Origin of the sequence: Bacillus sp. EKM206B (assembly GCF_011066015.1) — a bacterium.
In the GTDB taxonomy this organism is placed as follows: Bacteria; Bacillota; Bacilli; order Bacillales; family Bacillaceae; genus Bacillus; species Bacillus velezensis.
In genome coordinates this window covers 129,574-154,650 of the sequence record NZ_JAAMNL010000003.1, presented here as the reverse complement: position 1 = coordinate 154,650, position 25,077 = coordinate 129,574, and the positions used below count along the sequence as shown (strand labels likewise).

The window sequence follows — 25,077 nt, the reverse complement described above, 5'->3', positions numbered from 1 at the left end:
AGGAATTAGATGGAACTGTCAAGTTTGGCGATTTTAGCATTAGTTGCTGCTGCCATTATTGTGTTAGCCATATTCTTCACCTTTGTACCGGTGATGCTATGGATTTCGGCGCTTGCGGCAGGAGTCAGAATCAGCATTTTCACTTTGGTCGGGATGAGGCTGCGGCGCGTCATACCAAGCCGCGTTGTCAATCCGTTAATTAAAGCGCACAAAGCCGGCCTGTCCGCAACAACAAATCAGCTCGAAAGCCATTATCTGGCCGGAGGTAATGTCGACAGGGTGGTCAATGCCCTGATTGCGGCACAGCGCGCCAATATTGAGCTGTCATTTGAACGCTGCGCAGCCATTGACCTGGCCGGGCGTGACGTATTGGAAGCCGTACAGATGAGCGTTAATCCGAAGGTCATTGAAACACCGTTTATCGCGGGTGTCGCCATGGACGGAATTGAAGTAAAAGCAAAAGCCAGAATCACGGTAAGAGCCAATATTGAGCGCCTTGTCGGAGGAGCGGGAGAAGAGACGGTTGTCGCCCGTGTCGGAGAAGGGATTGTCTCGACAATCGGTTCTTCTCACAATCATAAAAAAGTGCTTGAAAACCCTGATATGATTTCGCAGACCGTACTTGGCAAAGGGCTGGATTCAGGCACCGCATTTGAAATTCTTTCGATTGACATCGCCGACGTTGATATCGGCAAAAACATCGGAGCGATTCTTCAGACGGATCAGGCAGAAGCAGACAAAAACATTGCGCAGGCCAAAGCCGAAGAGCGCCGCGCCATGGCGGTCGCCCAAGAGCAGGAAATGCGCGCTCGCGTAGAAGAAATGCGTGCAAAAGTCGTGGAAGCAGAAGCCGAAGTGCCGCTTGCGATGGCAGAAGCGTTGCGTGAAGGAAACATCGGCGTCATGGACTATATGAACATAAAAAATATCGACGCGGATACGGACATGAGGGATTCTATCGGCAAGCTGACGAATGACCAGCAAGATGAAGACCAACAATAACCTCTCTATTAAGGAGGGAGCCGCTATATGCACGAGATTCTGACAAATCCGCTCGTCATTGCCGCCGTCATCGGCATTATATCGGCAATATTCGGCAAGAAAAACAAAGATGAAAAACGTCCGCCGGGTACACGTCCCGGAAATCAGGCAAAAAAGCAGGATCAAAAACAGCCGCAGAAAGAGCATAAGCCGGAAGCGGAAGAATGGCCTGCCGTTTCAGAAGAGAACCCTTTTGAGCAAAAAAGAAGGGAAGCTGAAAAGCGCCTAGCGGAGACGGAGCAGATGTTTAACGGGCTCGAACATAAGCTGACATCCGCACGCGCACGAAACGCGTCTCTGAAGAAATCAGCCCTCAAAATAAATAAAGAAACTGCGGTCCAAGGCATTATATTCAGTGAGGTTTTGGGTCCGCCCCGTGCAAAAAAACCGCACCGGACCATGCGGAACATCGGTAAAAAATAAAGTGTTAGAACCCCTTTTCAAATCATACATATGAGATGAAAGGGGGTTCTTTTTTTATGGGGCAAAGAAAGAATCGTGTAAAGGCATGGCTGACAAGAGCATTGGAAATTCCCCCGGACGTTATGATGGATCTGCCTCGTATTACGATGGTCGGCAGACTTCATATCTACATAGAGAATCACAGAGGCCTCCTGCTGTTCAGTGAAGAAGAAGTCAGGCTGATGCTCAAGCAGGGGCAGTGTATCATATCAGGAAAAAACTTGGTCATTAAGGCAATCCTTCCTGAGGAAATCCTTTTGGAAGGCACGATAGATCACGTACGATATGTCGATTCATAAAGCCGGGGGGAAATAATGTGAAAAACAAATGGCTGTCATTTTTTTCGGGTAAAGTCCAAATGGAAGTCAAAGGAAAAGGGATTGAACGGCTGCTGAATGAATGCACGAGAAACGGAATCGCCATCTTTGCGGTGAAAAAAAAGCAAGACTGTGTTCTGCTGATGATTCAGCTTCAAGATGTACATGCTTTCAGAAGAGTCATCAGAAAACATGAATGCAAAGCAAGCTTTACAAAAAGAAAGGGTCTTCCCTTTCTGCTTCTCAAATCAAAATTAAATCTGGGCTTCACTGCGGGATTTGTGATATTTTTTGTTATATTGTTTCTTTTGTCCAACATGATTTGGGAAATTGATATTAAAGGGGCCAAGCCCGAAACCGAGCATCAGATGGTAAAGCACCTTGAAGAAATCGGTGTGAAAAAAGGCCGTTTGCAATTTTTAATGATGACGCCGGAAAAAATTCAAAAATCATTAACAAACGGCATCGATAATATTACGTGGGTCGGTGTGGAATTGAACGGGACAGCCCTTCATATGAAAGTGGTCGAAAAAAACGAACCGACAAAAGAAAAGTACGTGAGCCCCCGCCATATCGTTGCCAAAAAGAAGGCGGTCATCAAAAGGATGTTCGTGCAAAAGGGGCAGCCGATGGCTTTTGTGAACGATCATGTTGACAAAGGACAGCTCCTCGTCTCAGGACTGATCGGAAATGAAGACCGGAAAGTCGCCTCAAAAGCGGAAATTTACGGAGAAACATGGTACAAGTCAGAAGTAACCGTGCCCCTTGAAACATCATTTACGCTATATACGGGTAAAGTAAGGACGAAGCACAAGCTGTCTTTCGGATCATGGGGCGTGCCTTTTTGGGGCTTTGAATTTAATGAGAAGCCGCTGAAACATCCGAAAACAGAGGAAGAAAAGCATCCGTTTCAATTTCTGGGGATGAAGCTTCCGGTTTCTTACGTTCAAGAACAGACAAGAGAAAGTGAAACATCCGTGCGGACTTATACGAAAGGAGAAGCGGTTCAGGCCGGTATCAAAATGGGAAGACAAGATGTAGAAAAGCGATTAAACGGCAGCGGAGAGGTGGAAAGTGAAAAAGTTTTGCACCAATCCGTTGAGAATGGTAAAGTAAAGTTGATTATTCTCTACCAAGTTATAGAAGATATCGTTCAAACCACACCTATTGTTCAGGGAGACTAAAGAATGGCAGAACATTTACTTGCGATTAATCACAAACTGAAAAGCCCGGACGAAGCACTTTCTTTGTTCGGCAGCCAAGATGCCTTTTTACATTTAATGGAGAAGGATCTGGGCATTAGCCTCATCACACGCGGTGAAACCATTTACGTTTCCGGGAATGATGAAACATTTGAGATCGCTGACAGATTATTGGGCTCGCTCCTTACTTTAATTCGCAAGGGGATCGAGATTTCGGAACGTGATGTGCTGTATGCCGTGAAAATGGCAAAAAAAGATGAACTGGACTATTTTGAAAGCATGTATGAAGAGGAAATAACGAAAACGGCAAAAGGCAAACCGATCCGTGTCAAAACCATCGGCCAAAGAGAATATGTGGCGGCGATGAAGAAAAACGACATGGTGTTCGGCATCGGGCCGGCGGGAACCGGCAAAACTTATTTGGCGGTCGTAAAAGCGGTGCATGCTTTAAAAAACGGCCACATTAAAAAAATCATTTTAACAAGACCCGCTGTGGAAGCCGGCGAGAGCCTTGGTTTTCTGCCCGGAGATTTAAAGGAAAAAGTAGATCCTTATCTGCGCCCGCTGTATGACGCGCTCCATGATGTGCTCGGAAGCGACCATACGGAGCGTCTTATGGAGAGAGGGGTTATCGAAATCGCCCCGCTTGCCTATATGAGAGGGCGGACGCTTGACGACGCGTATGTGATTCTTGATGAAGCCCAGAATACCACTCCCGCTCAAATGAAAATGTTTTTGACGAGATTGGGTTTTGGCTCTAAAATGATCATTACGGGCGACGTAAGCCAAATTGACCTGCCGAAAGGCGTCACATCGGGACTTGCAGTAGCGAAGGACATGCTGAAGGACGTAAATGGCATCTCCGTGATTGAACTTGACCAGACAGATGTGGTCAGGCATCCGCTTGTTGCAAAAATTATTGAAGCTTATGATAAGCAAAAGTAATGCAAAAATGACCCGATCCCCCGTTATCGGGTCATTTTTATATGATGTGTTCCTGATGTTTCAGGGAGGAGGTTCTTGTTTTGAAAAAGAAGGGAAAGGGCAAAAGCGCCCGGGAACGGTTCCGCAGTTTCAGACATGCCCGCTCAGCCCATGTGCTGCTGTACCTGCTGCTTTCAGCGATCATGTTTGGTTTGCTCTTTATTCATGTAAAACCTGAATCACTTAATTTGGATTTGTTTGCAGTCAGTGATAAGACGATTTACGCGCCCGCCACAGTGGAAGATCAGCAGGCGACGGAATCGAAAAAACAGGCGGCCGAAGATGCGGTGGAAGATCAATACACTCTGAAAAAAGGCTATACCGACAACCGGCTTGACCTGATCACTTCCATTTTTGACAGCATCGGCGAAGTGAAAAAAGATGCGGAAAAAGACAAAAAGTCACCTTCGGAAAAATCACTGGTAAAATCGGTGAAAAACAAGCTGACACAGGATGTCAATGAATCCGTCTCGGAAGATGCCATTAAATCGCTTCTCCATGCAAACAATGAAGATTTCTCATTTGTGAGGGATTCCGTCATTACCGCGGTGAATACGGTGATGAGCAGTGAAATTCCTTCTGAAAAGCTTGCCGAAGCGAAGGATAAGGTCGCAAAAGAGCTGAAAAGCGCTTCTGTGCCGTCAAAATATTTAGCGGCTGCGACTGAAATCGGAAAATACGCGGTCATCCCGAATTACGTTTTTGATCCGAAAGCGACCGATGAAAAACGCCAGGAAGCGTCAGACAGCGTCCAGCCGGTACAGATCAAACAGGGACAGGTTCTCGTGGAAGAGAATGATCTGATCGACCGGGAAGTATACAGGAAGCTTGAACTGACGGGTCTTTTGAATAATTCCAACCTGTTAAAACCGATCAGCGGTCTCCTTCTGATGATCGGCCTGTTTATTGCCACGCTTGTCTACTATTTTGAGAAACAGCAGCAGGAGCTTAAGCTGAAAAATAAATCTCTTTTGCTGTTTTCTATCATTACAACGCTTATTCTCGTCATTATGGAAGTCGTCAGTCTCTTTCAGAAGATTGAATACACCAATATCGGCTATCTTGTGCCGATCGCCGCCGGCGCGATTTTAATCAGGCTGCTGCTCAATGAAAGGCTCGCCATTTTAGGAAGCATCATTCTGGCGATCTGCGGCAGTATGATGTTTAATCAGGGTGTGACGGGAACATTTAATTACGTCATCGGCATTTACTATTTAATCAGCAGCATTTCAGGCATTCTGTTTTTGGGAAAACATAATGCGAGGTCAAAAATATTGCAGACGGGACTGTTCGTCTCATTTATTAATATGATTATCGTGCTGTCGCTTTTATTAATACAAAATACGGCGCTGTCACCGGTTGAAATCGGAACGCTTATGCTGATGGGGGTCGTCTCGGGACTTGCTTCATCCGTTTTGATTATCGGTCTGATGCCGTTTTTTGAGACGGGATTCGGCATTCTTTCAACAATGAGGCTGATTGAACTGTCTAATCCGAATCATCCCCTGCTTCGAAAGATTTTAACGGAAACACCCGGTACATATCATCACAGCGTCATGGTGGCAAATCTGTCGGAAGCGGCTTGTGAAGCCGTAGGGGCAAACGGTCTTTTAGCACGGGTCGGAGCGTATTATCACGATCTCGGCAAAACGAAACGTCCGCAATATTTTATTGAAAATCAGATGAATATGGATAATCCGCATGACAAGCTGTCTCCTCAGCTCAGTAAAAATATCATTATCGCACATACGACAGACGGTGCGAATATGCTCAGAAGCTATAAGTTTCCGAAAGAGCTTGTGGATATCGCGGAGCAGCATCACGGAACGTCCCTTTTAAAATTCTTTTATTATAAAGCGAAAGAAAAGGGCGACCAGATTACAGAGAAAGAGTTCCGCTACCCGGGGCCGAAGCCGCAATCGAAAGAAGCGGCTATTATCTCAGTGGCCGACAGCGTTGAAGCCGCCGTCCGTTCCATGCATAATCCGAATCCCGAGCGGATCGAAAAACTGGTGCGGGGAATTATATCCGATAAGCTTCAGGACGGACAATTCTCAGAATGTGATCTCACGTTCCGAGAACTGGATACGATCGCAAAAACACTATGTGCGACTTTAAAAGGAATTTTCCACTCCCGGATTGAATATCCGGAGGCTACGAAGAAGGTGAAATAAATGGGTTTACTCATAGATATTGTTGATGAAACGAACAGCGTCTCAGCTGATGCGCTCCAAGAAGTGGAGAAGCTGCTCCAATTCGCGGCGGAAAAAGAAGGCGTTCAGGACCAGGCTGAAGTATCGGTCACGATTGTAACAAATGAGGAAATCAGAGAAATCAACAGAGACTACCGGGGAAAAGACACTCCGACTGACGTCATTTCGTTTGCGCTTGAAGAAGAAGGCGAAGACGAGGTTGAAATCGTAGGCGCCGACATGCCGCCTGTTTTAGGAGATATTATCATCAGCGCAGACAGAACGAAAGAGCAGGCGGAAGAGTACGGCCATTCGTTTATGAGAGAGCTCGGTTTTCTGGCCGTGCACGGCTTTTTGCATTTGCTTGGCTATGATCACATGACAAAAGAAGAAGAGGAAGAAATGTTTTCAAAGCAAAAGGATTTGCTGGATGAGTATGGACTCACGAGATCATAAAAACGAGTGGAGCAGGTTCCTGAAGAGCTTTGTCCATGCATGGAGGGGAATCTGGAAAACGGCGCGGTCAGAGCGGAATTTTCAATTTCATATTACCGCGGCCTGCGCCGTTATCGTTTGCGGTTTTCTCACCGGGCTGAGCACAGCCGAATGGGCCGTTGTTTTGGTGCTGATCGGAGGAATGCTTGCTTTGGAGCTTTTAAATACGGCGATAGAGCATGTTGTGGATTTAGTTACCGATCAGTATCACCCGCTCGCAAAAGCGGCAAAGGACGCGGCCGCCGGAGCCGTTTGCGTCTTTGCCGTGATATCGTGTATCATTGGTTTACTCATCTTCTTGCCGAAGATATGTTAGCAGAAGATTCTTACAATTATTTTACATTGCCAAAAATGGGCGTGAAAAACCAATCATAATTATGTAAAATAAAAGTGACAGCGGTATCATACAGGATAAAGGTAAGAGAGGAATTAAGTACACATGAACAGACAAGAATTGATTGCAGAAGCATTAAAAGCGCGGGACACAGCGTATGTGCCGTATTCAAATTTCAGAGTGGGAGCCGCTCTTCTTACCAAAGACGGAAAAGTGTACAGAGGCTGCAACATCGAAAATGCGGCATACAGCATGTGCAACTGTGCTGAACGCACGGCGATATTCAAAGCTGTTTCCGAGGGGGATACGGAATTTGCGATGCTCGCCGTGGCTGCGGATACTCCGGGACCGGTTTCGCCGTGCGGAGCCTGCAGACAAGTAATTTCCGAGCTGTGCTCAAAGGATATGCTTGTTATTCTGACCAACTTACAAGGACAAATAAAAGAAATGACTGCGGAAGAATTATTGCCGGGCGCATTTTCATCGGAGGATTTACATGACGAACGAAAGCTTTAAATCAGGATTTGTATCTATCATCGGAAGGCCGAATGTAGGAAAGTCTACCTTTTTAAACAGGGTCATCGGTCAAAAGATCGCCATCATGAGCGACAAACCCCAGACGACAAGAAATAAAGTCCAAGGGGTGCTGACAACCGGCACGTCGCAGACCATTTTTATTGATACACCGGGCATTCACAAACCAAAGCACAAGCTTGGCGACTTTATGATGAAAGTGGCGCAGAATACGCTGAAAGAAGTTGACTTGGTGTTATTTATGATTAACGCCGAAGAAGGGTACGGAAAAGGCGACGAGTTTATCATTGAAAAGCTCGAACAGACGTCTACACCGGTCTTTCTGATCGTTAACAAAATTGATAAGATCCACCCTGACCAGCTGCTTCTTTTAATTGATGAGTACCGTACGCGCTATCCGTTTAAAGAAATCGTGCCGATCTCAGCTTTGGAAGGGAACAACGTCGAAACCCTTCTCGCGCAGATTGAAGCGTATTTACCGGAAGGGCCTCAGTTCTATCCGAGCGATCAGGTGACTGACCACCCCGAGCGGTTCATTATTTCTGAACTGATCAGAGAAAAGGTGCTCCATCTGACAAGGGAAGAAGTGCCGCACAGCATCGCTGTCGCCATCGAGTCCATTAAAGGGCAGGAAAACGGCTCCGTCCATGTCGCCGCCACCATTGTGGTCGAGCGGGATTCTCAAAAAGGCATCGTCATCGGTAAAAAAGGAGCGCTTCTGAAAGAAGTCGGCAAAAGAGCGCGGGCTGATATTGAAGCTCTTTTGGGCTCACGCGTTTACCTGGAATTATGGGTGAAGGTGCAGAAGGACTGGCGGAATAAAATGTCTCAGCTGCGTGATTTCGGCTTCAAAGAGGATGAATATTAATTCATCTAAGGCGCATGTCTGAGGTGTGAGATTACCTCACAGAAGCGGGGATTCGTTAGCAAAATTTGTTTAACATGAAAAGGAGGACATCAGGTCAAGATAAGGGTAAGAATTTGGATTGGCAAGCTAGTTTAATGATGAAAGGTGGGTTTTTTGTGTTGAATTTTACCTGGAACGTATTTTCTCAAACAGGAAGTGTTGATACGTACCTTCTTTTTAAAGAACTGGAAAAAGAGAACCTGGAAAGACCCGAAGAACCGGAAGATGAGCTAGCCCGAATTGATTTTCCAATTTTGTAAACCTCTTGGCCCCTCCCATTGTTGGAAGGTGCGGAAATGCTGACTAAATGTGAAGGAATCGTGCTCCGTACGAATGACTACGGGGAGACGAATAAAATCGTGACATTGCTGACGAGGGAACACGGCAAAATCGGCGTCATGGCAAGGGGCGCCAGGAAGTCAGCCAGCCGGCTGTCAGCAGTCAGCCAGCCGTTTTTATACGGGTCATTTTTAATGCAAAGAACATCCGGACTCGGCACGCTCCAGCAGGGTGAAATGATTCTCAGCATGAGAACGATCAGAGAAGATTTATTTTTGACGGCGTATGCCGCTTTTATCGCTGAACTCACTGACAAAGGAACGGAAGAGAAGAAACCGAACCCCTATTTATTCGAATTGATTCTCGAATCCTTTAAGAGGCTGAATGACGGGACTGACCCGGACGTGATCACCTTCATCGTGCAGATGAAAATGCTCGGCGTCATGGGGCTGTATCCGGAGCTGAATCATTGTGTCCACTGCAAAAGCGGGGAAGGGACGTTTCATTTTTCGATAAGAGATAACGGGTTTATCTGCCACCGCTGCTTTGAAAAGGATCCGTACAGAGTTCCGATTTCGCCGCAAACGGCAAGGCTGCTAAGGCTTTTTTATTACTTTGATATCGGAAGGCTCGGCAGCGTCTCGTTAAAACAGGAAACCAAAAACGAAATTAAACGGGTCATTGATCTGTATTACGAGGAATATTCAGGACTTTATTTAAAGTCAAAACGGTTTTTAGATCAGATGGAAAGCATGAAGAACCTTTTGGATGAAAACAAAAGTTGACATTCTGCCCATCTTTTTATATGATCATTTATTATAAAATATGTTGCAGTGACAGAAAGAAGTACTTGCGTCCAACTCATACAAGCGACCTTAGGGCAGTGTAAGCTAAGGATGAGCGCGCAACGAAAGGCATTCTCGAGCAACCCTTTAAAAAGAGGCTGAGTGATTCACATCCTCAGCAACTAGGGTGGAACCGCGGGAGAACTCTCGTCCCTATGTTTGCGGCCGGCAAGCATAGAGACGGGAGTTTTTTGGTTGCCGCCGCACTTGTAAAAGAATGGAGAAAGTGGAGGTGCTTGAAATGAACATTCAAGATATGATTTTAACCTTGCAGAAGCACTGGTCGAATGAAGGCTGTGTGCTCATGCAGTCGTATGATGTGGAGAAAGGCGCAGGCACAATGAGCCCGTATACATTTTTACGAAGCATCGGGCCGGAACCGTGGAGAGTGGCTTACGTTGAGCCGTCCAGACGGCCTGCGGACGGACGGTACGGTGAAAACCCGAACAGGCTCTATCAGCATCATCAATTCCAAGTCATTATCAAGCCGTCGCCTGATAACATTCAAGAGCTTTACCTTGATTCATTGCGTGCGCTCGGCATTGACCCGCTTGAACATGATATCCGTTTCGTAGAAGACAACTGGGAAAACCCGTCTTTAGGCTGTGCAGGTCTCGGCTGGGAAGTATGGCTTGACGGGATGGAAATTACTCAGTTTACATACTTCCAGCAGGTGGGCGGAATTGAATGTAAACCGGTATCCGTTGAGATCACGTATGGTATTGAACGTCTCGCGTCATATATTCAGGATAAAGAAAACGTCTTTGATCTTGAATGGACGTCAGGATTTACTGTGAAAGATTTATTTATGATGGCTGAATATGAGCATTCCGTTTATACTTTTGAAACATCTGACGTGGATATGCTTTTCCATTTGTTCAGCACCTATGAAAAAGAAGCGATCAGACAAATGGATAACGGGCTCGTGCATCCGGCCTATGATTATGTGCTGAAATGCTCTCACACATTTAATCTGCTCGATGCAAAAGGCGCGATCTCGGTGACGGAGCGGACGGGTTATATCGGCCGTGTCCGCAACTTAGCGAGAAAAGTGGCAAAAACGTATTATGAAGAACGGGAAAAATTAGGGTTCCCAATGCTTAAAGAGGAGGGCTCTTCCCATGAGTAAACAAGATTTGCTTTTAGAGATCGGACTCGAGGAAATGCCGGCGCGGTTTTTACATGACAGCATGGTGCAGCTCGGTGAAAAGCTGACCGGCTGGCTGGCTGAAAAAAATATCGCCCATGGCGAAGTGAAACTTTTTAATACGCCGAGACGTCTGGCAGTATATATAAAAGACGTAGCAGAAAAACAGGCTGATATTCAGGAAGAAGCAAAAGGCCCTGCGAAAAAAATCGCTCTGGATGCTGACGGAAACTGGACAAAAGCCGCTATCGGATTTTCAAAAGGCCAAGGCGCCGGAGTGGATGACCTGTATATAAAAGATGTAAACGGCACGGAATATGTCTTCGTTCAAAAATTCCAGGCGGGACAAGAGACGAAGACACTTTTTCCGCAGCTGGAAAATTTGATTGCGGGAATGCATTTTCCGAAAAACATGCGCTGGGGCACGCAGGATCTGCGCTATATCCGTCCCATCAAATGGATTATCGCTCTCTTTGGAAAAGACGTCATTCCGTTTAAAATCACAAATGTCGAGACGGGCCGGAACACACAGGGACACCGCTTTCTCGGCCAAGAAGTATCTGTTGATGCACCGTCATCATACGAAAAGCTGCTGAAAGAACAAAGCGTCATTGCTGACCCGAAAGAACGCAAACAAATGATCCAAAGCCAGCTGGATGCGCTTGCGGCTGAGAAGAAATGGAACATTCCGATCGATGAGGACCTGCTGAACGAAGTCAACCATCTGGTGGAATACCCGACGGCGCTTTACGGATCTTTTGAATCCGAGTTTCTTTCTATCCCTGAAGAAGTGCTTGTAACAACAATGAAAGAGCATCAGCGCTACTTCCCGGTAAAAGATGAAAACGGAAATCTGCTGCCTCATTTTATTACGGTAAGAAACGGGAACAGCCATGCAATTGAAAATGTTGCCCGCGGAAACGAGAAAGTGCTGAGAGCAAGGCTTTCAGATGCTGCGTTCTTCTACAAAGAAGACCAAAAGCTGAACATTGATGAAAACGTGAAGAAACTGGAAAATATCGTTTTCCATGAAGAGCTCGGCTCCCTTGGAGATAAAGTAAGAAGAGTGGCCGCCATTGCGGGCAAACTTGCCGTCCGCCTGAAAGCGGATGAACAGACGCAAAACCTTGTGAAGCGCGCCGCAGAGATTTCTAAATTTGACCTGGTTACACATATGATCTATGAGTTCCCTGAGCTTCAGGGCGTGATGGGAGAAAAATATGCGCGCATGCTCGGTGAAGATGAAGCCGTCGCTGCCGCTGTCAATGAGCACTATATGCCGAGAGCGGCCGGGGGAGAAGTGCCTTCAACCTTTACCGGCGCGGTTGTGGCGTTAGCTGATAAACTGGACACGATTGCTTCCTTCTTCAGCATTGACGTGATTCCGACAGGTTCTCAGGATCCGTACGGATTGCGCCGTCAGGCAAGCGGCATCGTTTCCATTCTGATCGACCGCAATTGGGGCATTTCGTTTAAAGAGCTGCTGTCATTGACAGAAACGGAAAAAGAAAATGAGCTCCTCGACTTCTTTACACAGCGTCTGAAATACGTCTTAAACGCTGAAGACATCCGTCATGACGTTATTGAAGCCGTTCTGGACAGCACAGAGCTTGAGCCGTATGCAGCCGTTCATAAAGCAAGAGTGCTTGAGAAGCGCCTCGGCACACCCGGCTTTAAAGAAACGGCTGAATCACTCGGCCGGGTCATCTCCATCAGCAAAAAAGGCGAGAGCCGCGATATCAATCCGGATCTGTTTGAAAATGAACAGGAGAAAAAGCTGTTTGACGCTTATCAAAAAACAAAAGACAGTGTCGCGGAAAGCTTTGCCTCCAAAAACTATGAACAGGCGCTTGCCGTGCTCAGCGGATTAAAGGAGCCGATTGAAGACTACTTTAATCACACGATGGTAAATGCAGACGATGAAGCATTAAAAACCAACCGTTTAGCGCAAATGACCGCTCTTGCAGATGTGATCAAGTCTTTTGCTAATATGAATCATCTTATTGTAAAATAAAGAAAAAGACGGTTGCTGTGTGATCGGCAATCGTCTTTTCCCCTTTTACATAAACATCACAGAATGAAAACATAGATAAAGAAACCCTTCCATAAAGGTGGTGAGTACGATCGAATTAAATAAACGGCAAGAACAAATTTTACAGATTGTAAAGGAAAACGGCCCGATTACCGGAGAGCATATCGCAGAACAGCTCAATTTAACGAGGGCCACGCTGCGGCCGGACTTGGCCATACTCACCATGTCAGGCTTCTTAGAGGCCCGTCCGCGGGTCGGTTATTTTTATACGGGGAAAACGGGAAATCAGCTGCTTGCGGATAAATTGAAAAAGCTGCAAGTGAAAGATTTTCAATCGATCCCTGTTGTCATCAATGAGAATGTCTCGGTATACGATGCCATCTGCACCATGTTTTTAGAAGATGTCGGCACGTTATTTGTCGTAGATCGTGATGCTGTCTTAGTCGGTGTGCTGTCACGCAAAGATTTGCTGCGGGCGAGCATCGGCCAGCAGGAACTTGCCTCAATACCGGTTCATATTATCATGACAAGAATGCCGAATATCGCCGTCTGCCGGCGTGACGATTATGTGATGGACATCGCCAAGTATTTAATTGAAAAACAGATCGATGCCCTGCCCGTTATTAAAGATACGGATAAAGGCTTTGAGGTCATCGGCCGGTTTACCAAAACGAATATGACTAAGATACTTGTCAGTTTATCAGAAAATGAAATCATATAAGCTTGAAAACTAACGGGGGGATAACATGGACAATCGCATCATTTATGTAGTATCAGACTCAGTCGGAGAAACCGCCGAACTCGTTGTAAAAGCCTCGCTCAGCCAGTTTAACGGCTCAGCCGATGATACGCATATCAGAAGAATACCTTATGTGGAAGATATCGGCACCATTAATGAAGTCGTGTCTCTCGCCAAAGCGGACGGCGGCATTATTTGTTTTACGCTCGTTGTTCCTGAAATGCGCAAATACCTGGTTGAACAAGCGGAAAAAGCGAATGTGCTGTATTACGATATTATCGGTCCGCTCATCGATAAAATGGAATCGGCTTACGGTCTGACCGCCAAATATGAACCGGGCCGCGTCCGCCAGCTTGATGAAGATTATTTCAAAAAGGTCGAGGCGATCGAGTTTGCCGTCAAATATGACGATGGCAGAGATCCAAGAGGCATTTTAAAAGCCGATATCATCCTGCTCGGAGTATCCAGAACGTCTAAAACCCCATTATCACAATATCTTGCCCATAAGCGTCTGAAAGTGGCCAATGTGCCGATCGTTCCTGAGGTCGATCCGCCGGAAGAACTGTTCAGCGTTGATCCGAAAAAATGCATCGGCTTAAAAATCAGCCCTGATAAACTGAACCATATACGAAAAGAACGGTTAAAATCTCTCGGCTTAAATGACAAAGCCATTTACGCCAATATCAACAGAATTAAAGAAGAGCTGGAGTATTTTGAGAAAATCGTGGACCGGATCGGCTGCCAAGTCGTTGACGTTTCGAATAAAGCGGTCGAGGAAACAGCGAACATCATTCATCATCTCAAAACAAAGGGCCGATAACTCAGGACGCTTTATCCTGGGTTTTTGGGTATGCAAATAGGGAATAAACAAAAAGGATGGCATCTTCGCGAAGTTTGTATTATAATAAAAAATTGTGATAAAATGTTTATTTTTAGGTTTAAGCTTCGTGTGATACGAATAAACTATTATGGGTAAGATGTCAAGAATAACTCCCGGAAATTTTTCGACAAAGCTCAAAATAGATCCGCAGTCATGGAGCATATGCGATTTCGCTTGTTTTTATGCAGGAGATTGATGGAGGGATGGAGAATTAGTCTTCTAAATGAAAAAGAAAAGACGATTTTTGTCGATGCAGACGCATGCCCCGTAAAAGAGGAAATAATGCTCATTGCATCGCAATACAGCGTTCGGGTTATTTTCGTCGCATCATTTGAACACTACCAGCTTTCCAGAAGCAAAGACGAGAACTGGGTATACGTTGATCCTCATAAAGAAGCAGCAGATTTATATATCGCAAACCATGTGAGATCGGGAGACGTCGTAGTCACGCAGGATATCGGTTTAGCCTCTCTTTTGCTGAACAGAAATATTGCCGTCTTATCGGAAAGGGGCCGTTCTTATACTGAAGACACGATTGACTTCGCTCTGATGAGCCGTCATATGTCAGGCAAAATGAGAAGAAGCGGCATTCATTCCAAAGGACCTAAAAAATTAAATAAAGAAGATCGGAATCGATTTGTTACCCTGCTTAAAAAAATCCTGTCGAATGATGAAGGGATTTCAAATCAAAACATCGAATAATGTACGACGGAGTGTTATAAGATGGGAAACCGCATACCAGATGAAGTAGTTAATCAGGTGCAGCAGTCAGCAGACATTGTTGAAGTCATAGGTGATTATGTCCAATTGAAAAAGCAAGGCCGCAACTACTTTGGGCTCTGTCCGTTTCACGGGGAAAACACGCCCTCGTTTTCCGTCTCCAGCGATAAGCAGATCTTTCATTGCTTCGGATGCGGTGCGGGCGGGAACGTTTTCTCTTTCTTACGGCAGATGGAAGGCTATTCATTTACGGAAGCTGTTTCTCACCTTGCGGATAAATATCAGATTGATTTCCCTGATGATATAACGATTCACTCTGCATCCAGGCCGGAATCTTCCGGAGAGCAGAAGATGGCGGAAGCCCACGAGCTTCTGAAGAAATTTTACCATCATTTGCTAATAAATACAAAGGAAGGCCAGGAAGCGTTAGATTACCTTTTATCAAGGGGTTTTACGAAAGAGCTCATAGATGAGTTTGAAATCGGCTACGCGCTGGATTCCTGGGATTTCATGACGAAATTCTTGAAAAAGCGCGGTTTTGAGGAAGAACTGATGGAAAAAGCGGGTCTGCTGATCAGAAGGGAAGACGGCAGCGGGTATTTTGACCGTTTCAGAAACAGAATTATGTTTCCCATTCATGATCACCACGGAGCCGTGGCGGCTTTTTCAGGAAGGGCGCTCGGAAGCCAGCAGCCGAAATATATGAACAGCCCGGAAACGCCGCTGTTTCATAAATCTAAGCTGCTGTATAACTTTCATAAGGCGCGCCTGCCGATCAGGAAAGAGGAGAGAGCCGTTCTGTTTGAAGGCTTCGCTGACGTCATATCCGCCGTCAGCTCAGGCGTAAAAGAAAGTATCGCCACAATGGGGACGTCGCTCACCGAAGAACATGTGAAAATCCTCAGGAGAAATGTTCAGGAGGTCATTCTCTGCTACGATTCGGATAAAGCCGGGTACGAAGCTACGCTGAAAGCGGCCGGCCTGCTCCAGAAAGCCGATTGTAAGGTAAGAGTAAGCATGCTGCCTGACGGGCTTGATCCTGATGATTATATCAGAACCCGGGGCGGAGAAAAATTCCGGACCGATATCATTGATGCAAGCGTTACGGTCATGGCTTTTAAAATGCAGTATTTCCGCAAAGGGAAAAACTTATCTGACGAAGGAGACCGGCTCGCTTACATGAAAGAAGTGCTGAAAGAAATCAGCGCTCTTTCCGGGTCGCTTGAGCAGGAAATGTATGTGAAGCAGCTCGCCTCCGAATTTTCTCTTTCGGTAGAATCTTTGACTGAACAGCTTTCCATCTACGCCAGACAAAACGCCCCCGGCGACAAAAACGCCGAACCGCAGACAAGACGGGCCCGGGTGACGACAAAAGCGAAACGGCGCCGTCTCCGTCCCGCCTATGAGAACGCGGAAAGACTTCTGCTCGCTCATATGCTGAGAGACCGAAACGTCATAAAGAAAGTGATAGAGCGTGTCGGCTTTGAATTTAACATTGACGGACATCGTGCGCTGGCAGCATACCTGTACGCTGTTTATGAAGAGGGTGCTGACATGACGCCGCAGCATCTTATGGCGAGAATGCAGGATGAGGAAATCAGCCAGCTGCTTTCAGATATAGGGATGCTCCAAGTAAACGAGGAGCTCTCAGAGGCCGAGTTATCCGATTACGTAAAAAAAGTGTTGGATCACCGAAAATGGTCAATGATAAAGGAAAAAGAAGCAGAAAGAGCGGATGCGGAGAGGCAGAAAGACTTCGTGAAAGCTGCGTCTCTGGCTCAAGAAATTGTTGCATTGAACCGATCATTAAAGTAACACCAAAAAGAGGCTTGCGTTCTGATTGGCAATGATTCCTTGCGGAGGAGCAAATAGATCGCTTAACCTCATCATGAATTGTCATTTATTATCCGCAGCCCTGCATGCTGAAAAAGAGAGAAGGCTTCCGGGTCGGATAAGAAACATACCGCTTTTAGAATTCGTTGCAAGCTTTGGAAGGAGGGATCCATAATGGCTGATAAACAAACCCACGAAACAGAAACAGAACTTACATTAGACCAGGTAAAAGAGCAGCTTACTGAAACTGGAAAAAAACGTGGCGTTTTAACATATGAAGAAATTGCTGAACGCATGTCCAGCTTTGAAATTGAATCAGACCAAATGGATGAGTATTATGAATTTTTAGGAGAACAAGGTGTTGAATTAATTAGTGAAAATGAAGAAACGGAAGATCCTAATATTCAACAGCTTGCCAAAGCCGAAGAAGAATTTGACCTTAATGACCTCAGCGTACCGCCTGGCGTAAAGATCAATGATCCAGTCCGCATGTACCTTAAGGAAATCGGACGGGTAAATCTTCTTTCTGCTAAAGAAGAAATCACCTACGCTCAAAAAATTGAAGAGGGTGACGAGGAATCTAAACGCAGACTGGCTGAAGCAAACCTTCGTTTAGTTGTCAGCATTGCTAAACGGTATGTCGGCCGCGGCATGCTTTTCTTAGACTTGATCCAAGAAGGAAACATGGGTCTCATGAAAGCCGTCGAGAAGTTTGATTACCGTAAAGGATATAAATTCAGTACGTATGCGACTTGGTGGATCAGACAGGCGATTACACGCGCCATCGCTGACCAGGCGAGAACAATCCGTATCCCGGTTCACATGGTGGAAACCATCAACAAATTAATCCGGGTGCAGCGTCAGCTTCTTCAGGATCTTGGCAGAGAGCCGACACCGGAAGAGATTGCTGAAGACATGGATCTTACACCTGAAAAAGTCCGTGAAATATTAAAAATTGCTCAAGAGCCTGTTTCTTTAGAAACGCCGATCGGTGAAGAAGACGACTCACATCTCGGTGACTTCATCGAAGATCAGGAAGCGACATCTCCGTCGGATCATGCGGCATATGAGCTTTTAAAAGAACAGCTGGAAGATGTGCTGGATACGTTGACAGATCGTGAAGAAAACGTGCTGCGTCTCCGTTTCGGTCTGGATGACGGACGCACAAGAACTTTGGAAGAAGTAGGCAAAGTGTTTGGAGTAACGAGAGAGCGTATTCGCCAAATTGAAGCAAAAGCGCTTCGCAAATTGAGACATCCGAGCAGAAGCAAACGTCTGAAGGATTTTCTCGAATAGAATGGAACGGGTCTTTTTGATCCGTTCTTTTTTATGTATAAGATATATGGATAATATACCTTTATTTTACTGGATAAGCATATGTTTTGCAAATGAGTTTGGAAAAAATGCGGCATGTCCTGAAAGGGGGAAAATGAGATAAGTTTATTTATATTCTTTATTGTAAGCGTATACAATTCATTATACAATAGAATAAAGATAATTTTGTGATAAACAAAACAGTTATTTTTGCTTTTTGTATAAATTGTGAAATCAATGAAATTGCTGAGCAAGACCATTTACTTTTTGTAAAAATAAGTTAGAATTAGAAGTGTTTACATAGGGGGAGAATGAAAAAGGGGGATGGAGATATGAAGTGGAATCCGCTGATTCCTTTTTTGCTCATTGCAGTGCTGGGAATAGGGCTGACTTTCTTTTTAGCTGTAAAAGGCAATGGAGATGCGCATCAGATCGCAAGCGGCGGTGAAAGCAAAAATGCCGAGAAGGAAACTGCAAACGCTTCACCTGAAGAGATTTATAAAGCGAACTGCATCACCTGTCACGGGGAAAACTATGAAGGTGTGTCAGGGCCGAACTTAAAAGGCGTCGGCAAAAGAAAAGATGTCGCTGAGATTAAAACAAAAATTGAAAAAGGCGGCAACGGGATGCCCGCGGGCCTTGTGCCGGCCGAAAAGCTGGATGACATGGCAAAATGGGTTTCTGACATTAAATAAAGCTTTACCGGTCCCTATATAAAAGACATATGAAAAACTCTATCCGCCGCTTGGATTCCGGGCGGTTTTTTTATATGATAGTAAAGGAAAAAGAACCTGAGAAAAGTTGTGATATTGTGAATGAAATGAAGTTATCTAAAAGATTGCAGTCTGTGGCGGAATATATCCCTCCGGGTGCCCTGGTTGCTGATATCGGGTCGGACCACGCGTATCTTCCTTGCTATGCCGTTTTGAATCATTTGGCAAGCCGGGCAATCGCCGGTGAAATTACAGACGGGCCGTTTCTATCCGCCAAACAGCAGGTGGAAAAACTGGACTTAAGCACTCTTATCTCCGTAAGGAAAGGTGACGGGCTGAGCGTCCTTGAAAAAGGAGAAGCCGGCGCCATTACAATCGCTGGTATGGGCGGAGCGCTGATCGCTCATATTTTGGAGTCCGGAAAAACGAAATTGACGGGGCGTGAACGGCTGATTCTGCAGCCGAATATTCATGCCGTTCATATAAGAGAGTGGCTGTATCAGGAAGGCTATGAACTGATTGATGAAGTGATTCTCGAAGAAGACGGAAAGTGTTATGAAATCCTCGTTGCGGAAACTGGCGACCGTGATGCGCCGTATCGGGACATGCCGATGGCTGCCGGAATGCTTGCGGGTCCGTTTTTATTAAAAGAGAGGAATGAAGTGTTTCTTCGGAAATGGAGCCAGGAACTTAAGCATACTGAACAAATTTATGAACAGATCAGCCGCAGCGCAAAGCATGAAAGTCATGAAAAATTAGCTGAATTGAAAGAGCGGATTTCTCTGCTGAAGGAGGTAATCGGACATGCCTAAACATGTGAACGGACAGGAAATCATCCAGCTGTTTGAACAATTTTCACCGAAGGCTTTTGCGGTGGAAGGAGATAAAATCGGCCTGCAGATCGGTACATTGAATAAGCCGGTGAAAAATGTCATGGTGACACTGGATGTTCTGGAACAAACGGTAGATGAAGCCATTGAGAAAAAAGTTGACTTAATTATCGCCCACCATCCGCCGATTTTTCGGCCGCTTAAACAGATCACCACTGATCAGCCTGGCGGAAGACTGATTGAGAAATGTATAAAGCATGATATTGCCGTATATGCGGCTCATACGAATCTTGATGTGGCGGACGGCGGTGTGAATGACCTGCTTGCCGAAGCTCTCGGTCTGACAGACACAGAGGTGCTCGTCCCGACATATTCGGACCCGCTGAAAAAGCTTGCCGTATATGTTCCGAAAGACTATGAAGAAGCTGTAAGAACCGCACTCGGTAACGCCGGAGCGGGACATATCGGCAATTACAGCCATTGCGCGTTCTCCTCTGAGGGAATCGGCAGCTTTAAGCCGCTGGACGGGGCAGAACCGTTTATCGGACAGACGGGAGAACTGGAGCTCGTCCATGAAGTGAGACTTGAGACCGTTTTTCCGGCAAGTATGGAGAAAACCGTCGTAAAAGCGCTGAAAAAAAGCCATCCGTATGAAGAGGTGGCATATGATATTTATCCGGTGGAGCAGTCTCCGCTTGAAAAAGGGCTCGGCCGCATCGGAAAACTTCAGCAAGACATGACGCTTGAAGAGTTTGCGCTGTTTGTGAAAGAAAAGTTTGATGTTAACGGAGTCCGGATGGTCGGAGAGCGAAACAGCAAGGTGAAAAAAGTCGCGGTTCTTGGCGGTGACGGAAATAAATATATTTATCAGGCAAAGCGGAAAGGTGCAGATGTTTACGTGACGGGCGATCTTTATTTCCATGTAGCGCATGATGCGATGATGATGGGATTAAACGTCGTGGACCCGGGGCATTATGCTGAAAAGATCATGAGAAAAGGCACGGCTGAGAAGCTTACGGCAATGGCCGGAGAGAAAAACTATGACGTGCGCATTTTCGCTTCCGAAACAGATACAAACCCATTTACCTTCTTATAAAAAAACTGAGGCCCCGGGCCTCAGTTTTTTATTTTTACTTTCGGAAGGATTTTTTTAAGCGGCACACTGTGTTCAAGCTGCCATGTCGATTCATCGTTGTGGTCAAACTGCTCTAAAAAGCGGATGACTTCCTTTGTAATCGGTGTCGGTGTTGATGCGCCTGCGGTAACGGCGACGGTATTGACGTCTTTCAGCCATTCGAGCTTCAGTTCACTGATGTCTCCGATTCGGTAGGCTTTTGTTCCGGCGATTTCTTCTGACACTTGCGCCAGTCTGTTGGAGTTATTGCTTTTCGGATCACCGACAACAATGGTTAAGTCCGCTTTTTTTGCCTGCTCTGATACAGCTTCTTGACGAACCTGTGTGGCCAGGCAGATTTCCTGATGGTATTCCACGTACGGGTACTTTTCTTTGACTGATTCCATAATATCGTAGACGTCCCACTGGGACATTGTCGTTTGGTTTGTAACGATTAATTTCTCAGCCTGAATATCGAGATTTCTCACGTCTTCCTCTGTTTCAACGAGATGAACGATTTCAGGAGCGACGCCGACGGCTCCTTCAGGCTCGGGGTGGCCTTTTTTACCGATGTATATGACGTGATAACCTTCAGCTTTTACTTTTCGGATTAAGTCATGTGTTTTCGTGACGTCCGGGCATGTGGCGTCAATCGTAACAAGCCCTTTTTCCTCAGCGGCTTTTCTTACTTCCGGAGATACCCCGTGAGCCGTGAAAATAACGGTTCCTTTTTCCACCTGCTTTAAAATCTCCAGACGGTTTGTGCCGTCAAGCGTGTAAATGCCGTCTTCCTCAAACGCATCTGTAACATGCTTATTATGAACAATCATTCCCAGTATATATATAGGTCTTGGCAGTGTTTTATCGAGTGACGCGTTTTTGGCTATGACCATGGCATCAACAACGCCGTAACAGTAGCCGCGCGGCGATATTTTGATAACGTCCAATGTAGATGTCCTCCTATCAAAAGTGAGTGTAGAGGCAATATAAAAAGCCGTAGTTAAACGGCTCAAATCTTGCATTCTTCTGATCTCATTATAGCTAATCTTTCGTGAGATATCAAAGAATGTTAAATATATAATTTCGGCTTTGATCTGCCCGATGTTCTTTTTGGACGCGGCTGTTCCGCTGATTCTGCCTGTGCGGCGTCTTTTTCTTTTGAAGCGGATGCATTTTCAGACGTCTTCTTTGATGTTTTGGATGAGGCGTCTGATTTGTTTTCATCTTCTGTTTCATCTGTTTTTTCAGCTTCATCCTTTTTGTTCTGTTCGTCTGTTTCTTTTGTCTCGTCAGATTCATTCTCATCATCGTTGCTGCTTAATTGGCTGTAAAGCTTCATCATGGCGGGCAGACTCCGTACTAAAGGACCGTACTGCTGGATCATCGGCGTAACCTGCTGCGCCACGCCGAGCACCTTCTGAACGTTGCCGAGCATGCTCGACAGGGATGCCGGACTTGCCAGGTTCTGTATTCCCTGCAGTCCTGCACCTGCTCCTCCGCTGGCCGCCGCCGGTGCCGACGCGGCAGCGCTTCCTCCTCCTGAACCGGGTAAAAAACGGGAAAGCATCCCTTTTAAGCCCCCTCCGCCGCCCGTGCCTGCGTTTCTCAGGCCCGCTCCGGCAATCTGCTGCTGAGGGAAAAGCTGCCGGCCCTGCTGCATCAGCTGCCGGCCCGGCAATGACGGTCTTCCTCCCATCCTCATACGCGGATTCATCAACGGCCGGCCCTGCTGCGCCATATTTCTCATCGGCTGCTGTGGAAACATACTTGTACCTCCTTTCTGTCTCTCTGCTATTACAATATGCATCGGAGGGGGCATTTGCTTTTCTGTCTCGAAAACAGGATTCCCCCAAGACATGGTGTTTTTAAATAAAATCGGTTATAATGTGATGATGGACACAGAATGTGCCGCTTTAAGGAGCTGGGAAAAATGAAAGAAACTAAATTTGATGGATACAACTTAAAACCGTTTATTATAGATGCAGTTCACCGCCTTGGTTTTTATGAACCGACAGATATTCAAAAGCGGCTGATACCTGCCGTACTGAAAAACGAAAGCGTGATCGGGCAGTCCCAGACGGGGACGGGGAAAACCCACGCCTATTTATTGCCAATTTTGAATCGGATTGATCCGGGTTCTGATACGGTGCAGGCTGTTATCACGGCGCCGACGAGAGAGCTTGCCAATCAGATTCATCAGGAAGCGCTCAAAATCACACAGGGTGCGGAAGATGAGCCGATCCGGACAAAATGCTTCATCGGCGGGACGGACAAGCAAAAATCAATTGATAAGCTGAAAACACAGCCTCATCTCGTCGTCGGAACGCCGGGCCGGATCGCGGATCTGATTAAGGCGCAGGCATTGAACGTCTATAAAGCGCAGTCTCTCGTCATTGACGAAGCAGATCTGATGCTTGACATGGGCTTTTTAGAAGACGTTGATTACATCGGATCACGGATGCCGGAAGAACTTCAGATGCTTGTGTTCTCAGCTACGATTCCGGAAAAGCTGAAGCCGTTTTTGAAAAAGTATATGGAAAATCCGAAGTACGCGCATGTTGAGCCGAAAAGAATCACAGCCGAAAAGATTGAACATGTTTTGGTTCCTTCTAAACAGCGTGATAAAGACAAACTGCTTTTTGATATGATGTCTCATCTGAATCCTTATCTGGGCATTGTGTTTGCAAATACGAAAAACACGGCTGACCATATTGCGAAATACCTGACTGAAAAAGGAATGAGGGTCGGTCTTCTGCACGGGGGATTAACGCCGCGTGAGCGTAAGAAGGTAATGAAGCAGATTAATGATCTGGAGTTCACTTATGTCATTGCGACAGACCTTGCGGCTAGAGGAATTGACATTAAAGGCGTAAGCCACGTCATCAACTACGAGCTTCCGGACGATTTGGATTTTTATGTTCACCGTGTCGGAAGAACTGCACGCGCCGGTTCATCAGGCCAAGCACTGACCATTTATGAGCTTTCTGACGAAGATGCGCTCGCAAGACTTGAAAAGATGGGCATTGTGTTTGACTATGCGGAGCTTGTAAACGGGGAATGGAAGAAAGGCGATGACCGCCACCGCCGTAAAAATCGCAAAAAGACGGCAAATGAGGCTGACCAAATTGCGAAACGCCTCGTAAAAAAGCCGAAAAAAGTAAAGCCGGGCTATAAAAAGAAAATGAGCTACGAAATGGAAAAAATTAAAAAGAAGCAGAGAAGAAACCAATCTAACAGAGGAAAGTAGGGGGAATCGGGTTGCTGAAAATAGGTTCACACGTCTCAATGAGCGGAAAACATATGCTCCTTGCCGCAAGCAAGGAAGCTGTTTCGTACGGGGCGAATACATTTATGATCTATACGGGCGCTCCCCAAAACACGCGCCGCAAAAAAATTGAGGACTTGAATATTGAAGCGGGCCGCGCCCATATGAAGGAAAACGGCATCGATGAGATTGTCGTGCATGCGCCGTACATCATTAACATTGGAAATACGACAAATCCGGCAACATTTGAGCTGGGCGTTGATTTTCTGCGTTCTGAAATTGAAAGAACGGCAGCGATCGGCGCGAGACAGATCGTGCTTCATCCAGGGGCGCATGTCGGAGCCGGGGCTGAGACAGGCATCAAAAAAATCATTGAAGGTTTAAACGAAGTGATTGTTCCCGGGCAAAACGTGCAGATTGCGCTGGAGACAATGGCGGGCAAAGGATCAGAATGCGGGAGAAGCTTTGAAGAGCTGGCCGAGATCATTGCGGGAGTCACGCATAATGAACATCTATCCGTCTGCTTTGACACTTGCCACACCCATGACGCCGGGTATGATGTCGCTAATGATTTTGACGGTGTTCTTAACGAGTTTGATAAAATCGTCGGCATCGATCGGATAAAAGTCCTTCATGTTAACGACAGTAAAAATATTAAAGGCGCCCGGAAAGACCGCCATGAAAATATCGGGTTCGGAGAGATCGGTTTTGACGCTCTGCAGTACATCGTTCATCACGAGCAGCTTGCCGATATTCCGAAAATCCTCGAAACACCGTATGTAGGCGAAGACAAGAAAAATAAGAAGCCGCCGTACCGTTTTGAAATCGAAATGCTGAAAGAAAAGCAGTTTGATCAGGAGCTTCTTGAAAAAATATCAGCTCAATAAAAAAGGAGGGG

The 25,077-nt window shown here is 46.1% G+C and carries 25 protein-coding genes and 1 pseudogene; 24 read left to right on the top strand and 2 right to left on the bottom strand.

Annotation, left to right across the window (positions count from 1 at the left end; genetic code table 11):
• Positions 1 to 9 precede the first annotated feature (9 nt).
• From floA to G9F50_RS06630, 22 genes and pseudogenes are all read left to right on the top strand, one after another.
• A complete protein-coding gene (floA, locus tag G9F50_RS06735) occupies positions 10 to 1,002 on the top strand; it encodes a flotillin-like protein FloA (protein WP_007408280.1) in 993 nt (330 codons plus the stop codon).
• Positions 1,003 to 1,029: 27 nt separating this feature from the next.
• Complete coding sequence (locus G9F50_RS06730; protein ID WP_060562635.1) at positions 1,030 to 1,464, top strand: hypothetical protein; 435 nt, start codon at positions 1,030 to 1,032, stop codon at positions 1,462 to 1,464.
• 56 nt (positions 1,465 to 1,520) lie between these two features.
• Positions 1,521 to 1,802, top strand: coding sequence for a sporulation protein YqfC (yqfC, locus tag G9F50_RS06725; RefSeq protein WP_003152966.1), 282 nt, complete (start codon positions 1,521 to 1,523; stop codon positions 1,800 to 1,802).
• Between the two features lie 17 nt (positions 1,803 to 1,819).
• A pseudogene (yqfD, locus tag G9F50_RS06720) lies at positions 1,820 to 3,044 on the top strand (sporulation protein YqfD).
• Positions 3,008 to 3,967, top strand: coding sequence for a PhoH family protein (locus G9F50_RS06715; RefSeq protein ID WP_007408283.1), 960 nt, complete (start codon positions 3,008 to 3,010; stop codon positions 3,965 to 3,967). The pseudogene yqfD and the gene G9F50_RS06715 overlap by 37 nt, the downstream one beginning before the upstream one ends.
• Positions 3,968 to 4,047: 80 nt before the next feature.
• Positions 4,048 to 6,180, top strand: a complete 2,133-nt coding sequence (locus tag G9F50_RS06710) for an HD family phosphohydrolase (protein WP_007408284.1) — start codon at positions 4,048 to 4,050, stop codon at positions 6,178 to 6,180.
• Positions 6,181 to 6,654: an rRNA maturation RNase YbeY gene (gene ybeY / locus G9F50_RS06705; RefSeq protein WP_003152973.1), complete on the top strand. Its 474-nt coding sequence runs from the start codon at positions 6,181 to 6,183 to the stop codon at positions 6,652 to 6,654.
• Entirely contained in the window at positions 6,635 to 7,009 is a 375-nt protein-coding gene (locus tag G9F50_RS06700; RefSeq protein WP_003152974.1) for a diacylglycerol kinase family protein, read from the top strand. Before ybeY ends, G9F50_RS06700 begins: the two co-directional genes overlap by 20 nt.
• Positions 7,010 to 7,132: 123 nt before the next feature.
• Complete coding sequence (locus tag G9F50_RS06695; RefSeq protein WP_003152976.1) at positions 7,133 to 7,543, top strand: cytidine deaminase; 411 nt, start codon at positions 7,133 to 7,135, stop codon at positions 7,541 to 7,543.
• Positions 7,524 to 8,429 (top strand): GTPase Era, encoded by a 906-nt coding sequence (era, locus tag G9F50_RS06690; RefSeq protein WP_060562634.1) that lies wholly within the window; start codon positions 7,524 to 7,526, stop codon positions 8,427 to 8,429. The genes G9F50_RS06695 and era overlap by 20 nt, the downstream gene beginning before the upstream one ends.
• Positions 8,430 to 8,584: 155 nt before the next feature.
• On the top strand, positions 8,585 to 8,728 hold the full coding sequence (locus G9F50_RS06685) for a YqzL family protein (RefSeq protein ID WP_007408286.1): 144 nt from the start codon (positions 8,585 to 8,587) through the stop codon (positions 8,726 to 8,728).
• Positions 8,729 to 8,764: 36 nt separating this feature from the next.
• Positions 8,765 to 9,532, top strand: coding sequence for a DNA repair protein RecO (gene recO, locus G9F50_RS06680; RefSeq protein ID WP_007408287.1), 768 nt, complete (start codon positions 8,765 to 8,767; stop codon positions 9,530 to 9,532).
• Between the two features lie 301 nt (positions 9,533 to 9,833).
• Positions 9,834 to 10,721 (top strand): glycine--tRNA ligase subunit alpha, encoded by an 888-nt coding sequence (glyQ, locus tag G9F50_RS06675; protein ID WP_003152984.1) that lies wholly within the window; start codon positions 9,834 to 9,836, stop codon positions 10,719 to 10,721.
• Positions 10,714 to 12,753 (top strand): glycine--tRNA ligase subunit beta, encoded by a 2,040-nt coding sequence (glyS, locus tag G9F50_RS06670; protein ID WP_060562633.1) that lies wholly within the window; start codon positions 10,714 to 10,716, stop codon positions 12,751 to 12,753. Before glyQ ends, glyS begins: the two co-directional genes overlap by 8 nt.
• Before the next feature lie 100 nt (positions 12,754 to 12,853).
• A complete protein-coding gene (ccpN, locus tag G9F50_RS06665) occupies positions 12,854 to 13,492 on the top strand; it encodes a transcriptional regulator CcpN (protein ID WP_003152989.1) in 639 nt (212 codons plus the stop codon).
• 25 nt (positions 13,493 to 13,517) lie between these two features.
• Positions 13,518 to 14,330: a pyruvate, water dikinase regulatory protein gene (locus G9F50_RS06660; RefSeq protein WP_003152991.1), complete on the top strand. Its 813-nt coding sequence runs from the start codon at positions 13,518 to 13,520 to the stop codon at positions 14,328 to 14,330.
• A 255-nt stretch (positions 14,331 to 14,585) separates the two neighbouring features.
• Entirely contained in the window at positions 14,586 to 15,092 is a 507-nt protein-coding gene (locus G9F50_RS06655; protein WP_007408289.1) for a YaiI/YqxD family protein, read from the top strand.
• Between the two features lie 21 nt (positions 15,093 to 15,113).
• Positions 15,114 to 16,925, top strand: a complete 1,812-nt coding sequence (gene dnaG / locus G9F50_RS06650; RefSeq protein ID WP_007408290.1) for a DNA primase — start codon at positions 15,114 to 15,116, stop codon at positions 16,923 to 16,925.
• Positions 16,926 to 17,117: 192 nt separating this feature from the next.
• Entirely contained in the window at positions 17,118 to 18,239 is a 1,122-nt protein-coding gene (gene rpoD, locus G9F50_RS06645; protein WP_003152998.1) for an RNA polymerase sigma factor RpoD, read from the top strand.
• Positions 18,240 to 18,589: 350 nt separating this feature from the next.
• A complete protein-coding gene (cccA, locus tag G9F50_RS06640; protein WP_003152999.1) occupies positions 18,590 to 18,952 on the top strand; it encodes a cytochrome c550 in 363 nt (120 codons plus the stop codon).
• 125 nt (positions 18,953 to 19,077) lie between these two features.
• Positions 19,078 to 19,782 carry a tRNA (adenine(22)-N(1))-methyltransferase gene (locus G9F50_RS06635; RefSeq protein ID WP_098081986.1) on the top strand — a complete coding sequence of 235 codons (705 nt, stop codon included), beginning with the start codon at positions 19,078 to 19,080 and terminating at the stop codon, positions 19,780 to 19,782.
• Positions 19,775 to 20,896, top strand: a complete 1,122-nt coding sequence (locus G9F50_RS06630; RefSeq protein ID WP_015240228.1) for a Nif3-like dinuclear metal center hexameric protein — start codon at positions 19,775 to 19,777, stop codon at positions 20,894 to 20,896. Before G9F50_RS06635 ends, G9F50_RS06630 begins: the two co-directional genes overlap by 8 nt.
• Positions 20,897 to 20,916: 20 nt before the next feature.
• Here the strand turns inward: G9F50_RS06630 and G9F50_RS06625 are convergent, their stop codons facing one another.
• Both G9F50_RS06625 and vrrA read right to left on the bottom strand, forming a co-directional pair.
• Positions 20,917 to 21,861, bottom strand: coding sequence for a 4-hydroxy-3-methylbut-2-enyl diphosphate reductase (locus tag G9F50_RS06625; protein WP_060562631.1), 945 nt, complete (start codon positions 21,859 to 21,861; stop codon positions 20,917 to 20,919).
• 122 nt (positions 21,862 to 21,983) lie between these two features.
• Positions 21,984 to 22,679, bottom strand: a complete 696-nt coding sequence (gene vrrA / locus G9F50_RS06620) for a VrrA/YqfQ family protein (RefSeq protein WP_060562630.1) — start codon at positions 22,677 to 22,679, stop codon at positions 21,984 to 21,986.
• 165 nt (positions 22,680 to 22,844) lie between these two features.
• On the opposite strand from vrrA, the gene G9F50_RS06615 reads away from it, so the two are divergent.
• Entirely contained in the window at positions 22,845 to 24,161 is a 1,317-nt protein-coding gene (locus tag G9F50_RS06615; RefSeq protein WP_015240227.1) for a DEAD/DEAH box helicase, read from the top strand.
• An 11-nt stretch (positions 24,162 to 24,172) separates the two neighbouring features.
• Positions 24,173 to 25,066 (top strand): deoxyribonuclease IV, encoded by an 894-nt coding sequence (locus G9F50_RS06610; RefSeq protein WP_060562629.1) that lies wholly within the window; start codon positions 24,173 to 24,175, stop codon positions 25,064 to 25,066.
• The last annotated feature ends 11 nt before the right edge of the window (positions 25,067 to 25,077 follow it).

What these genes read in the sequence shown, in the direction of transcription:
- floA (WP_007408280.1), top strand. Translation starts at nt 10, where the DNA reads ATGGAACTGTCAAGTTTGGCGATTTTAGCATTAGTTGCTGCTGCCATT.
- G9F50_RS06730 (WP_060562635.1), top strand. Translation starts at nt 1,030, where the DNA reads ATGCACGAGATTCTGACAAATCCGCTCGTCATTGCCGCCGTCATCGGC.
- yqfC (WP_003152966.1), top strand. Translation starts at nt 1,521, where the DNA reads ATGGGGCAAAGAAAGAATCGTGTAAAGGCATGGCTGACAAGAGCATTG.
- G9F50_RS06715 (WP_007408283.1), top strand. Translation starts at nt 3,008, where the DNA reads ATGGCAGAACATTTACTTGCGATTAATCACAAACTGAAAAGCCCGGAC.
- ybeY (WP_003152973.1), top strand. Translation starts at nt 6,181, where the DNA reads ATGGGTTTACTCATAGATATTGTTGATGAAACGAACAGCGTCTCAGCT.
- G9F50_RS06700 (WP_003152974.1), top strand. Translation starts at nt 6,635, where the DNA reads ATGGACTCACGAGATCATAAAAACGAGTGGAGCAGGTTCCTGAAGAGC.
- G9F50_RS06695 (WP_003152976.1), top strand. Translation starts at nt 7,133, where the DNA reads ATGAACAGACAAGAATTGATTGCAGAAGCATTAAAAGCGCGGGACACA.
- era (WP_060562634.1), top strand. Translation starts at nt 7,524, where the DNA reads ATGACGAACGAAAGCTTTAAATCAGGATTTGTATCTATCATCGGAAGG.
- recO (WP_007408287.1), top strand. Translation starts at nt 8,765, where the DNA reads ATGCTGACTAAATGTGAAGGAATCGTGCTCCGTACGAATGACTACGGG.
- glyQ (WP_003152984.1), top strand. Translation starts at nt 9,834, where the DNA reads ATGAACATTCAAGATATGATTTTAACCTTGCAGAAGCACTGGTCGAAT.
- glyS (WP_060562633.1), top strand. Translation starts at nt 10,714, where the DNA reads ATGAGTAAACAAGATTTGCTTTTAGAGATCGGACTCGAGGAAATGCCG.
- G9F50_RS06660 (WP_003152991.1), top strand. Translation starts at nt 13,518, where the DNA reads ATGGACAATCGCATCATTTATGTAGTATCAGACTCAGTCGGAGAAACC.
- G9F50_RS06655 (WP_007408289.1), top strand. Translation starts at nt 14,586, where the DNA reads ATGGAGGGATGGAGAATTAGTCTTCTAAATGAAAAAGAAAAGACGATT.
- dnaG (WP_007408290.1), top strand. Translation starts at nt 15,114, where the DNA reads ATGGGAAACCGCATACCAGATGAAGTAGTTAATCAGGTGCAGCAGTCA.
- rpoD (WP_003152998.1), top strand. Translation starts at nt 17,118, where the DNA reads ATGGCTGATAAACAAACCCACGAAACAGAAACAGAACTTACATTAGAC.
- cccA (WP_003152999.1), top strand. Translation starts at nt 18,590, where the DNA reads ATGAAGTGGAATCCGCTGATTCCTTTTTTGCTCATTGCAGTGCTGGGA.
- G9F50_RS06635 (WP_098081986.1), top strand. Translation starts at nt 19,078, where the DNA reads ATGAAGTTATCTAAAAGATTGCAGTCTGTGGCGGAATATATCCCTCCG.
- G9F50_RS06630 (WP_015240228.1), top strand. Translation starts at nt 19,775, where the DNA reads ATGCCTAAACATGTGAACGGACAGGAAATCATCCAGCTGTTTGAACAA.
- vrrA (WP_060562630.1), bottom strand. Translation starts at nt 22,679, where the DNA reads ATGTTTCCACAGCAGCCGATGAGAAATATGGCGCAGCAGGGCCGGCCG.
- G9F50_RS06615 (WP_015240227.1), top strand. Translation starts at nt 22,845, where the DNA reads ATGAAAGAAACTAAATTTGATGGATACAACTTAAAACCGTTTATTATA.